Source organism: Aquimarina sp. ERC-38, assembly GCF_026222555.1.
Classification (GTDB): domain Bacteria; phylum Bacteroidota; class Bacteroidia; order Flavobacteriales; family Flavobacteriaceae; genus Aquimarina.
This window is the reverse complement of record NZ_CP098511.1, coordinates 2,157,304-2,171,332: the sequence shown is the minus strand read 5'-3', so window position 1 is coordinate 2,171,332 and position 14,029 is coordinate 2,157,304. Positions and strand designations below refer to the sequence as shown.

At 33.1% G+C, this 14,029-nt stretch carries 7 protein-coding genes; 5 read left to right on the top strand and 2 right to left on the bottom strand.

From position 1 onward, the window contains the following. Positions 1–121: 121 nt before the first annotated feature. Together NBT05_RS09020 and NBT05_RS09015 are read right to left on the bottom strand one after the other, a co-directional pair. Positions 122–769, bottom strand: a complete 648-nt coding sequence (locus tag NBT05_RS09020; protein ID WP_265773159.1) for a T9SS type A sorting domain-containing protein — start codon at positions 767–769, stop codon at positions 122–124. Positions 770–1,727: 958 nt separating this feature from the next. Continuing rightward, positions 1,728–1,967 carry a hypothetical protein gene (locus NBT05_RS09015; protein WP_265773158.1) on the bottom strand — a complete coding sequence of 80 codons (240 nt, stop codon included), beginning with the start codon at positions 1,965–1,967 and terminating at the stop codon, positions 1,728–1,730. A 927-nt stretch (positions 1,968–2,894) separates the two neighbouring features. Between NBT05_RS09015 and NBT05_RS09010 the strand changes: the two genes are divergently transcribed. The 5 genes from NBT05_RS09010 (at position 2,895) to NBT05_RS08990 (ending at position 13,645) form a co-directional block, all read left to right on the top strand. Continuing rightward, positions 2,895–6,029, top strand: a complete 3,135-nt coding sequence (locus tag NBT05_RS09010) for a SusC/RagA family TonB-linked outer membrane protein (protein ID WP_265773157.1) — start codon at positions 2,895–2,897, stop codon at positions 6,027–6,029. Between the two features lie 22 nt (positions 6,030–6,051). After that, the gene (locus NBT05_RS09005) at positions 6,052–7,800 is read left to right on the top strand and encodes a RagB/SusD family nutrient uptake outer membrane protein (RefSeq protein ID WP_265773156.1); all 1,749 of its coding nucleotides are present in this window, start codon (positions 6,052–6,054) and stop codon (positions 7,798–7,800) included. 13 nt (positions 7,801–7,813) lie between these two features. Beyond that, positions 7,814–9,367, top strand: a complete 1,554-nt coding sequence (locus NBT05_RS09000; RefSeq protein ID WP_265773155.1) for a hypothetical protein — start codon at positions 7,814–7,816, stop codon at positions 9,365–9,367. 986 nt (positions 9,368–10,353) lie between these two features. After that, on the top strand, positions 10,354–11,481 hold the full coding sequence (locus tag NBT05_RS08995; protein ID WP_265773154.1) for a family 16 glycosylhydrolase: 1,128 nt from the start codon (positions 10,354–10,356) through the stop codon (positions 11,479–11,481). 289 nt (positions 11,482–11,770) lie between these two features. Further along, positions 11,771–13,645, top strand: coding sequence for an alkaline phosphatase D family protein (locus NBT05_RS08990; protein ID WP_265773153.1), 1,875 nt, complete (start codon positions 11,771–11,773; stop codon positions 13,643–13,645). The last annotated feature ends 384 nt before the right edge of the window (positions 13,646–14,029 follow it).

Below are 14,029 nucleotides of genomic sequence, written 5' to 3'. Positions count from 1 at the left end.
AAAATTGGGGTGCTAATTTGTAGTAGATTATTCAATTGAAAAACTCGTTAAGTTATATACTAAAATGGTTAGACGTCATAATAGTCTAACCATTTTAGTATACAAAGGTACAAATGAAAATTTAGTATTTAAGGAATTTTCCGATTCCATTTTCTGTTTCTATAAAGTAGGTACCTGCATTCAATTCCGCTACATTTAATGTAGTACTAGCATTTTCAGACTTTACCACTCTACCGGATAAATCCAAAATCCTATATTCCTGGGATTTCACATTATCTGTAAAGTATAATACATCTTTAACCGGATTGGGATAAAAGGCAGAGAAATTTTCTTTAGTACCAAAATCACCAGTTGAAAGAGTAGGATCAATATTGATAGACCTATTATCATTCCGGAATATAGCATCATTATTTAATGACATTGCAACAATGATTAAATATTGATTTCCCGGAGGCAATGTGGAAGAAGCGGGGATGGAAGCATCTAATTCATAATCAAAAGTAATATTACTCTGTTGATTTGGTTCCGGACCGTTGGTTTCATTAACAGGGAAAGTAGTATTATAACTGTTTACAATAGCGAACGTATCATCTACTTCTCTAATTTCAAAAAGAACATAAAAAAGATCTTCCGGATTAGCATCGTAGGATATATCCATGCTAAGTGTTTGACCAGGTGCAGCTGAAGTTACCGGATTATTCCAAGTAATGGATTGAGAAAATCCAATAAAATTGATAAGTAAAAAATAAATTAACGTAACTTTTTTCATAATTATAAAGATTTAGACTTAAAACTAAGAATTTACTATTTATCACGTTAAAATAACAACTAGACTAAATATAGACATAAATTACAACTAAATAGAAATCAACCAATAAAGAATTATTAAAAATGTAGGAATCAAGTTATAATAATTATCTTTTGTATTAATAAGTACATTTAGAATAATTAATTATTTATAATAATAAGAATATAGAATATTTACTATGTAGATAAATTTTATACCAATACTTAAAAAAACAACACTATATATTTATAATTTTATATTATTTATTCGGCAAATTTTAATCTATATATAAAAATCCAAAAAAATTTTATTCTTATTACTGTAAGAAATACATAGGAATTTTCTTATAAATCCTTGGTATCATATAATTTTTTGAAGCAATATTTACTTTAAGAAGACGACTGATCTCTTTCAGTAACTTTAATCATATAGAATTAAAAAAGGTAAATCTTAAACATTCGTTATAAGACTATCATAGAAAAAAAAGACATTATTAGATTTCTTAAATAAAGGCTTCTTTCCCAATTCCCCCGTTTAATTATATCAATTCAGTTTACAGATCTGTTTCTTATTAGGGATGATATACTAAATGGTCAGACATATTATTATATCTAACCATTCCAATAGATAAAATTCATTAATCTCTAGTAAAGACTCAAGACCCGCCTGCGGACGGACAGGTCGCTATCGCTTCTATAAACAAGAATCAAGACCAATCTATATCGTAATAAATATTTATATTAAAGAACAGATTACTTTTAATAAAGTGAAAAGGCAACCTCTAATCACTTCAAAGTTTGGAATTACCTTATTTTATTTAGCTTTATAAACTATCATTTAGTATAACCGGACACTAATAGTAAAAATTATAAAATAAATTTTTAGTATGTAAGGAATTCCGCAATACCCCTTTTTATCTCTATAAAGTAGGTGCCTACATTTAATCAGATATATCTAAGGTAGTACTTGCTTCTACAGATTCTACCATGCTACCGGATATATTCAGAATTCTGTATTCTTGAGATCTTACACTATCGGTAACGTATAATATTTCTCTTACCGGATTAGGATAAAAGGCAGTAAATTTTTTCTTTAGCATATAGTCTCCTATAGATAAGGTAGGTTCAACAATAATTGGTGTATCAACAATTGTAACTGTAGCATCACTTCTTTTTGTCAATATAGAAACTCTAATGATGTATCTACAACCAAAAGGTATTGTTGAAGATACTGGAATGGAAGAATCAATTGTGTGCTTAAAAATAAAATGATCCTGTTTATTTGGTTGCGTATTCCTTGTTGAATTTAAGAATTAAAATAACCCAAGAACTATAACTATTAACAAAATTATCTGTAGCGTTCAGTTCTTGTGTTTGAATAATCATCGAGAAAAAATCTTTCAGAGTAGCATCATAGGATAAATCCATATTAAGAATTTGACCATAAAACACTACTGTTGTCAGATTATTTTAGGTAATAGCTTACGATAATGTAATAAAATTGATAAGTAAAAAATAAATTAAAACGATGTTTTTTATGATCATAGGAGCTTAAACCCAGATGTACTTATTAATTGTTGGGAAATGCAACCAACTATTATTAGCAAAGGTTAACATAGTTAAATTTTAACTAGACAACAACTTGACATAAACGCTAAGTACTTCGCATTCAAATTTTAAGGTACCTTAAAAACTATAAAAGGTAGTACATATCTAATTTTATTTGTATAGACTATTAATAAAGATAAAGTAGTAATTTATTGCTTTAGGATATATTAACAATTGTTTGATAGAATTAAATTTAAATTCATATTGGAAGATAAAATTTTTGAATTATCTATAAAATAGACTTCAAAGCAATTTGTTTTTTATGGTTTAAATCAAAAATAAATCAGATCAAAGGCAAAATTTTACTATTTAGCTTAGAAATCTGTTAAATTTTAACATTTTATAAGGAAAAAATATACTTGTCTATATTTTGTCTAGTTCTAATTGTTTTAATAAATAATTAAGATTAATATGTTTGTTTTAACGATTTAAACGTTTTGCGTTTGAAAAAATAAGAAATCGTCAACATTTTTAATTTCACTTAAGTTTCCTATTTATTTATGAAAAACAAAATAGCAACTATTGCCAACAAAAACCATTGGCTTTTAATTTGTGTTTTAATGTTAGTTTCCATTAGCACAAAAGCCCAGGAAGAATTTAACCTTTCAGGAACTATCACGGATGAAGGTAATATGCCTTTATTAGGAGTAAACATTTTAGTACAAGGTACTAGTAAAGGTGCAGTTTCCGATTTTGATGGAAACTATACTATTAATGTGTCAAAAGGAGAAACTCTTGTTTTTTCTTCTGTAGGTTTTGTAAGTCAATCCGTCGTAGTAGGAGATGCTACTACAGTAGATATTGTCATGGCCGAAGATAGTCAGGAATTAGACCAGGTTGTCGTAATTGGATATGGTACCCAGCGAAAAATCGAAGTTACTGGTGCTGTTAACACGATAAGTGCAGAAATTATTTCAAAAGCTCCGGTATCTGATGTAGCAGAATCCCTACAGGGACAGGTAGCAGGAGTAAATATTCAGGCTAGTAATGGTAGACCGGGAGAAGAGGCAAACATACAAATACGGGGTGTAGGATCTTTAAGTCCTGGTTCTTTAGGACCACTATTTGTTGTAGATGGAATTCCATATCAAAGAAATCCAAACATTGCCCCCGAACAAATTGAATCTATTGATATATTAAAGGATGGAGCTTCTGCTGCAGTGTATGGGGTAAGAGCAGCTAACGGGGTAATTCTTATTACCACTAAAAAAGGAAAAAGAGGTAAACTAAGTATTGACTACGCTACCTATACTGCGGTTCAAAATATTACTTCCGGAGTTCCTTTATTAAACACCAGTGAGCAGTTATTTTCCGATCAGTTACTACTTGATTCGGATAATCTAGATAATAATATCTTTTTCTTAAATCCCAACGCACTTGATTTTGATAGTGATTTTGTAGGAGACGTACAAAATGATAATGCTCTGATCAAAAACCACAACTTAAACATATCCGGAGGTGTAGGTGATTTAACTTTAAATATTAATGCTACGTATTTTGATCAGGAAGGTGTTTTGATTAATTCCGGATTTAACCGATTAAGTACAAGGGTTACCGGACAGTATACAAAGGATAGATTGAAAATATTTACGAGTCTTGGTATTACAGATGAACTTAGACAGCAAGAACCCTTTGCACTTTTGGAACAAGCAGTTTCACAAAGACCATTTCAACCTCCGATCGCAGATGTACAGCCGGTGAATGGTATCGTTAATTTAGGAGTAGGAACCGGACAACCGGAGTTACTAAGTTTCTTAACCAGACTTCTTAATAATGAAGATAACAGAACAATAAAAAGTACAAATGTCGCTTTTAGTCTGGACTATGAAATTCTTGAGGGTTTAAATTATAAAGTTAACCTGGGTAGAAACTCTTTTGACTTTAGAAGAAAATCTTTTCAGCCTCAATATTTACTTTTTAATTTTAGAGGAGAGTTTGCACCTGGTGCTTCAAGAGAAGATGCTATACTACAGGAGAGTTTTATTTTTAGTCAAAGAAATACTATTGAAAATTCTTTAAATTACTATTTCGATATCGGAAAACATAATATTCAGTTACTGGCATTGTCATCATTTGAACAATTTGAGAATAAAACTTTAAGTACTGGAGTTATCGGATTGGCCAGTAATGATACGGATGTATTAAGTCAGGGAGAAGAACCAATTAATCCTACCGGATTTGAAAGTGAAAACAGATTAAGTGGTTTATTAGGTCGAATTCAGTATAACTTTGACGACAGATACCTTTTATCCGCAAGTATCAGAAGGGATGGATCTTCTAATTTTGGACCTGATAACCGATTTAAAACATTCTACGGAGTTTCTGCAGGATGGAATATAAGTGAAGAACCTTTCTTCCGAAATGCTAATATCGATTTTATACAAAACTTCAAATTAAGAGGAAGTATTGCAGAAGTAGGTAATCAAACTATAGCAGGAAACAACCCTACTCCATATGTACCTATCATCGAATCGGGTGTTAACTTCTTGTTTGGTCCGGATGAAGATTTAGCCTTTGGACAAATCGGAAGACGGATTATTGACCCGGATATCCAGTGGGAAACCAAAATTTCAAGAAACGTAGGTTTGGATTTATCCTTATTTAATAATCAGATTACGTTTACTGCAGATTACTACATAAACAATAGAGAAGATCTTTTGCTAGAAGAAAGACTTCCCCCTTCTGCTGGAACAAATGCTCCTCGAGATCCTTCTTTTAGTAGTAGAATTATCAATGCAGGAAATTTAACAAATGAAGGAATAGAATTATCTCTATCTTATAAAGGTCAAACTAATTTTGGCTTAGAATGGAATATTGCAGGTACATTTACTAGAAATGTTAATGAAGTTACCGATCTCAACGGAACCAGTAGAGGTTTCTCAGGAGGTATTCCTTTATTTACCACCGGAAATGTGGATAATACTACGTTCCTGGCAGAAGGATTTGAGGCTGGTGCCTTCTTTTTACTTGAAAATAATGGGGTAATCAAAACACAAGAACAATTACAGGAATACCAGCAGCTTGTGCCTAATGCAAGATTGGGAGATATTGCATATGTTGATCAGGTTAATGTAGATACTGATGGTGACGGCATTGCAGATGCTACGGATGGTGTTATTACGGATGATGATCGAGTATACGCTGGTTCCGGACAAGCAGAATTCGAAGCTGGTTTAAATATAAATTTAAATTATAAAGGTTTTGATTTATTCGTTCAAAATTACTTTTCTTATGGTGCTGAAGTATATAACGGAGCTAGACTACTTGCCTATAGATTAGGTAGGCATCAGGAACAATTAGGGCAATGGACCCCTCAGAATCCTAATTCGGATATTCCGGCTAGAAGAGCAGGAGCCAATGAGAATACGAGAGCGAGATCAGATTACTTCTTAGAAGACGGAACGTATTTAAGAATTAGAAACATTACCTTAGGATATACTATTCCTAACAAGAGTTTACCTGACTTCTTTACAAAAGCCAGAGTATATGCAGCTGCTCAAAACCCATTTACTTTTACTGAGTATACTGGTTTTGACCCGGAAATAGGTGGAGATGGAATTTTTACAAGAGGAGTAGATCGAATAACATATCCTGTTTCCAGAAGAATTTTATTAGGTGTTCAACTTAGTTTTTAAAATATATTATACAGATTTTATTATGAAGATTAAAAAAAGATTACATGTTCACATTACTTTTTTGCTCAGCATTTTAGTACTCACAAGTTGTGACTTAGATGTGGAAAATATTAACTCCGTAGATAACGGCACCTTTTGGAGAACTGAAAATGATTTTGAAAGGGCGTTAAATACCGTATATGGTGCGCTTCAGTTTCAAAGTATTAGTGGAAGCGGACTTGCTTTTGAAATGTTACTTGGAGATGAAGCTGGTACTGAAAGCTTTTATCGACAAATTGTTTTTTCTAATTTAACCTTTGGAGATGCTACCGAACAAGTAGTAGATAAATGGAATGAATTATACATAGGAATATTTAGAGCGAATCAAGTACTTGCGCAAATTCCGCTTAATCCTGAAGCCTTTGACAATGCTGAAAATGCTGTTTCTATTGAAGCTCAAGCACGTTTTTTCCGAGCTTTTTACTACTTCCAATTGATTCATACGTACGGACAAGCCGTTATTAGAACAGAAGTACCTGAAACATCAGATCAAATATCAGCTCCTTTAAGCAATATAGAAGAAGTAACGAATCAAATAATTATTCCTGACCTTCAGTTTGCAAAAGAAAATTTACCACGAACCTGGCCGGAGAGTGATTTGGGAAGAGTAACCTGGGGTGCGGCAACTTCATTACTCGGTAAATCTTATTTGTACACACAACAGTGGTCTCAGGCTGCCACGCAATTAAAAGAAGTGATAGATTCTAATATTTATAGATTGGCTCCTAACAACTTGGATAACTTTTCTCATTTAACGGAATTTAATTCAGAATCTATCTTGGAAACTCCTTATAATATAGATATTAATCCAGGAGTTAGAGGTGAGATAGTTGATAATAATAATAATGAAACCGGAGCTGAGGCTAGTGCTATTGCAAGATCTATAGCGCAATTAAATTTTGCAGGTTTTAATGTAGTGTTACCTACCTACTACCTTCATGAACTTTTTGTAAGGGATTCAGTTGATGTTGATAACCCGGTTAATGATGATAATATGCAGTCAAAAAGAATGGGTGCCAGTATTGTCCCTATAGACGGGGATGGTTTATATTACGGATTACCTATAGGTGAAAGACCCGGTTGGGTTTTCGGACAAAGTTCATATGCCAAAAAATATTCTAATTGGTATCATTTAGAAAGCGAAGATGGTCTTTTTCGTTCTGAAATAAACTACCGTCATATACGACTGGCAGATGTTTACTTAATGTATGCAGAAGCAGTTTTGGAAGCTAACGGGGATGTGGATACTGCTATTGAGTTTATAGATTTAGTGCGAAGAAGAGCCGGAGTAATTACCTTAAGAGATTACATTGATACCAACGGAACCTTTCCTGCATTTCATATAAGCAAACAAGTAAATGGTGGTGTAGAAACCCAGGTAACCCCTTCTGTTGAGTCCGTAAGAACACATTTGCGACGAGTAGAACGGCCATTGGAACTTTGTTTGGAAGGACATCGCTGGAAAGATTTAGTACGATGGGGTATTGCAGGGGATGTTATTAGTGAACTAAACGCTGATGAAGAGTGGAGATTAAAAAATCAGGATGGTATTTTAGATGTGAATGCTATTGATGGTCAAATGGGCTCAGGTGCCGGTGTAGCACCTTTATTTATAAGAGGAAAAATCCGTCAGGATTTTGCGCAGGCAAGTAAAAATTATAGTCCGGAATTACATAATTACTTACCTATACCGGCAGCAGAACTACAAACAAATGATGAAGTTGGAAATTAAAAATTTAACACATATGAAAAAGTTATTTAAATATATAGTTACCCCTATACTGGTTTTTTCTACCATTATAAGTTGTCAGGATGATGATGTTGATATAAGTGTCCCTAGTCAAAGAGTCATATTTACTTCTGAACAAGATCAGGCTAATCAAATTAGATTGAATACGGATTTAACTTTTGGTGATGTTTCTACTGGTGTCGTCTCGAGACGATGGACTTTTCCGGAAGGAGTTGCTAATGTTACAGAATCTACTTCTGACATAGTTAAAGCTGTATTTACTAAGGTAGGTAGGCACAACGTTGTCTTAAACCAGGTATTTGAAGAAGAGGCTTTTGTGGGTGGAGAAAAAAGAAGTAGAGAGTTAGATACGACTATCGCAGTAACCGTATTGGAACCAGTTGCTATTGATCTGAAAGCTAATTATATTAATCCAGATGGTACTCTGGGTGCTGCCTTAAATATTGCTAGCAATGCACAAAACGTAATATTAGCTGGTCGATCTATTAGATATACTTTAGAGACCGCAGGTGAACCTCAAGATATTGATTGGACCTTAGAAGGCGGTGATCCGGAAACAGAAGAAAATGTAAATGAGGTAGATATAACTTATAAACGGTTAGGAGTTTATGGTTTGAATCTAAAAGCCGCTAACGGAAGACCATTTGGTGAAGCTATTGCCAATATCCCCAATTTAATTAGAGTGATCCCTTCTACGGATCCTGTAACTTTGGATGAGATAAGAGGTAAAAAAGATGGAACTTTAGAGTTAAATTTTAGTAGAGAATTAAATGAAGATACAATAGAACCTGATAATTTCTCAATAAGCATAGAAAATGGCGGAATGCCAATCACTCCTGCTCCTGTTATTGAAAGTATTACCCTTGATCCGGCAAAGCAAAACGTCCTAGTTATTAAAATTGCTGATGACCAAGTATATATAGATGATACGGTAAAGGTATCTTATACAGCCGGAACTTTAACTACTACGGATGCGGTACAAGCAGATAGCTTTACAGATATTACTATGGATGCTTTTGAACAAGGAGAAAATCTGTTAGAAAAAACGCCTATAGCTTATAGTTTTGAAAAAAATACCGACCTCGCGCAATGGCCCAATCAGAACTGGGGAGGAAAATGGGAATTGTTTGATTTCTCTATAAATTTTGGTCGTGGAAGAACCGGAACTAATAGCGGTGTACTTGATATGGAAGCTAACGGAGGCGCAGTTATTGCACACATTCTTGGTACAGTTGATGTAAAAGCCGGACAAACTTATGAAATTGGTGCCTGGACTTATATAGAAAGTCAGGTCAATACTCCAGCCGGAGTTAATTTCCCTGATTTCAGAATTTACTTAAGACCGAATCCTAATTTTGCTACTGGACCTAATCCGGCATATACTTCTGCATTCCCAACGAATCAATGGGTGTATAGTTCTATCCTGGTAACTCCTAATGAGACCGAAGGAAAACAATTATTGATCAGAGGTGATAATGAATTTAATGATATGCCACTTAAGATTTTTATTGATGATATATTTATGAGTGAAGTTGATCTGAGACCTTAAAGGCATACAGTGTTAGTTTGCCTATGAAATCTAACTATCGAACGATGGTTTACATATAGATTTCACCTTAGAAGAGAGAAAAAAAGCTAATATTTTGAATAATTGTAAAATTCATTAAATATTAACGCTTTTTTTCTCTTTTTTTTATTATCTTAACTAAATATTAGAATATAGCTTAATACTATTAAAATATAGAGACTAATTATAACTATTTAACACGAACTCTCTAACAAACTAAATTTGCAAACTATGACAACTTTTAAAACATTGACTACACCTGATCTTTTTACTGTAAGTTACAAACAAGTGGCAAAGGTAAATACAGACAACTTTTATTAGGTAAGCTTGCCAATCTTAACCAATAAGTTTAGTATACTTTAGGCTTATGCACTAGCACAATATTATATAATTGTTTTATAACGAGTATATAATAAATTAGAAAGAGATACCGTATTTTATTAGATAAAAGCAACAATAGATATTTGTCTTTTAGTAAAATCTACTTGCTCTCTTTCATAACAACAACTAACTATTTTAGTAATACTTAAAATATTTAAAATAACTAACTACTATTTTAAACATTTTAGCACGAACTCTCTAACAAAAACTAATCTTAGCAAACTATGACAACTTCTAACATTCTATTCGTATTTCATCTTTATCTTGTGAGTTGCAAACATCTAACGAAGGTATACGACAACGACTTCGCACTAAATAAAGCTTATCCTTTATAGCAGGTTTAACTTTATAACTTATTTGTAAGGCTTTTTCTAAATAATTACAATAATAGAATAGAAAAAGGAATAAAATTAGAATTCCGTACGTAAAAGTGATGTTGAAAATCATTCTTTACAAGGGTATTCTACCCCTATTCTTTCTTGATAACGACTAACTATTTTAGTAATACTTAAAAATTTTTGAATAGCTAATAACTATTTAAAACTTTTTAGCACGAACTCTCTAACAAAAACTAATCTTAACAAATTATGACAAATTTCAAAATTTTAACAGTATTTCTTCTGCTTCTAAGTGTGAGTTGCGAGCAAGTAGATGAAGATATTTTATCAGCAGACAGCAATGACAATTCAGAAGAACCGGACTTTAAAAATCAGGGTTCAATTCCCGTTTTATCTAATTGTAGATTGGGAGACATTAATCTATTTGATGCCCCGGTAAACCGGGCGGTACGAGCTACTCCCTTAGCCCAAAACGGAATGAGAGGCTGGAAAATAGTAAGCGAATTATCTGATGAATTCAACTACAAGGGTGGTAAGGCATCACCTAGATTTCAGGAAAAATGGAAGTTAGGGTATGTTAATGCTTTTACTCCATTACCTACCGTATGGACTGGAGCTGGTAAACAGGTAACTTTTGAGGATGATTATCGTGGCAGAGGTAATAATCGGTTATTAGTTCTTCAAGCTGAAATTGATAAGGGAAATCAAAAACGACTGCTTTGTGGAATGATTTCTTCACTTGAAACTAGTAGTTATCCGCTATTTCAAGAAGCAAGCGTAAGAATCAGTAATTCTCAATTGGCTAATGCCGTTTGGATGATTAGTAAACAAACGCAAATAGAAGAAATTGATAACTTAGAAGCCTACGGTCCAAGAATTAGGGTAGACGGCAAGCAGGTAGATAATCCTTATTTTGCTAACAGATTACATTTAAGTCATCATACTTTTAGACAAACAGCTACGCAAAGATTTGATTACCAACCCAAGAAAGATACCTGGATGTCCAGAAAAAAGACAAATGCTAGTTGTTCCCGATTGAATGACGTGGTCTGGAGTGAGAAATTTCATACTTTCGGAGTTTTATGGAAAAGTCCTACTGAATTGGTCTATTTTGTAGATGGTAAAAAGGTTAAAACGGTAAGAGGGTTAAAAGGAAAAGATGGTATTGATCCAAGAGGTTATACTACTTGTGGTAAAGGTCTTACCAGAGAAATGCATATGTTAATCAGTCAAGCGGCACAACCTTGGAGATACGGAGGTACTGATGCTTTCTTCAGAAGTAAAGATATCAAGTCTGGACCTGAAACAAAAATGTTTATTGACTGGATTAGAGTATACTCACCTAACGGGAAGTTGAATAAACGAGCGTGTAAATAATTATATAAGTTGAATTAAATTTTAAACAAAATGAGTTCGGTCTAAAATTTCTAATTTATTTATATATTACATTTACAGTCGAAAACTGCGGGCAAGCCCGCAGTTTTTTAATTTATACTAAAATTAGGTTAATAATATTGCTACATAAAAATAAAAGTAAAACGATAGTAAACCGTAGAGACAACTCATGTAGTTTTTAGTATAATAGATATACAATTGGCAAGATTCTTCTATGTTGAACCTACAATTATACCTATTTTACCAATCAATTAAAACTATACTCTTAAAGATGAAAAAAAACAAACCAACTCATTATAGATTAAAGCAATCATTCTTCCTCATTGTACTTTTAATCCAATCGCTTTATTCAGGGGCACAAACAGAAAATGTTTATTCTTATATTGCTACGAACGAGCTAGAGGACAGGATATGTTTTGCGATGTATACGGTTCATGAAAAAAAATTGAAACTCACCGCTCAATTCTATCCGATTAAAAATTTTGAGCCTTTTGAAGCTACATTAGAAATAAAGCAAAATAATAAATGGCAAGAAATTGCTAGAACCAATATTATCTACCCTGGATATACCGCTCCCTTTAGCGTAGAGAACTGGGATGATACTCGTGAAGTAACCTATCGTGTAGTTTACAATGAAAAAGCTACCTATGAAGGTATCATAAGAAAGAATCCGGTAGATAAAAACGACTTTGTAATGGGGGTACTTTCATGCAATTCTTCGTATGCCGAACATGGTGGTGATATTTCCAGAAAGGATATTGTTGACAATTTTAAAAAAATTAAACCCGACTTATTATTTTTTGCCGGAGACCAGGTATACGAACATAGTGAACATCTTTTACATTGGTTAAAGTTCGGACGGGACTTTGGGGATATTATTCGTAATACACCTACGATCTGTATTACGGATGATCATGACGTCGGTCAGGGTAATATTTGGGGTCAGGGCGGAATTAAATCAAATTCCAGACGCGGTATTCACGGTGGATACTATATGCCAATAGCGTATATAAATGAAGTAGAAAGAGCTCAAACCAGTCATCTACCGGATCCTTACGACCCTACCCCTATTGCCAGGGGGATAGGAGTATATTATACGGATTTAAAATGGGGAGGTATTAGCTTTGCTATTCTTGAGGATCGCAAATTCAAGTCCGGTCTAACCGAAGTAGCTCGCCAAAATCCGGAGATTTTTAAAAATGGTCCATCAGAAGTTCTTTTTAATAGAACTCTGGATGTAAATAAATTAGATATAAAAGGAGCTTCTTTATTAGGGAAAAGACAATTGGATTTTTTAGAAGAATGGACTACAGATTGGTCGGATAGTGAAATGAAAGCAGTGCTTTCTCAAACCATATTTGCACAGGTAAGTAACTATACAGGAAAATCAACTCGAGAAATTACTCAGGATTTTGATAGTAATGCCTGGCCACAATCTGCCAGAAATAAAGCATTATCTGTTATTCGTAAAAGTTTTTCACCGATGATTGCCGGTGATCAGCATTTAGCTTCATTTATTCAACATGGAATTGATAACTTTGGAGATGCAGGATACTCATTTGCCACTCCTGCCATTGCTAATTTATGGTTACGCTGGTGGAAACCTTCAAAAGAATCAACTATCAAAAAAAACTACGGTACTGCCCCTGATTATACTGGTAAGTTTCTAGATGGTTTTGGTAACAAAATGACCGTAATGGCGGTAGCCAATCCTACGGAAAACGAAATTAATAAAGGAAAACTATTATCCACAAGAGCTGCCGGAATTGGTATTGTAAAATTCCATAAAAATAACCGGACCATTACCTTCGAATGTTGGCCTAGAAATATTGACATTACAAACACTAGTAGTAAGCAGTATGAAGGATGGCCAATAACAATTTCTCAATTAGATAATTTTAATATCTCCGAAGGATATGAACTTCCACGATTACTACTTCATAAAGCGAATCAAGTTGTGACTATAAGGGATAGTTATACCCACTCTTTGATCTCTTCTATTCGTGTAAAAGGAGATGTATATCAACCTAAGGTTCTTAAAAAAGGAACCTATACGATAGAGATTGGAGAAGGCGATCATAAAACTATATTATATAAGATTTCTGCTACAAAGAAGAACAAAAATACAATAACAGTTAGCAAATGATAATATGGATAATACTAATTCCTGTAGGTTTAAGAAGTATCATCTTAATATGAGAAACTGGAGACATTCGAAAAGGAATAAACATACTATTCAGTTTTAAATAGCAAAAGAAACATTAAATAATACAAAAATTGAATTGTTATTTCTCTCAACTTCGCTAAAAACGATCATAGTAAGAATGTTGAACATTAAATTTTATTGTTATTTCTTTAAGAAGGATGAAATATCATTTTAGATATGTTATAGGTCATAGTTCACTTATCTGTTCCTAATCGGAAAATTCTATTTAAGATCAACGAATTTTTTAACTACCCATTATTTAATAGTAAATAGCTATAAAATGAATAGTAGGTGTTACCTCTACATCTTATAATTTCACATACA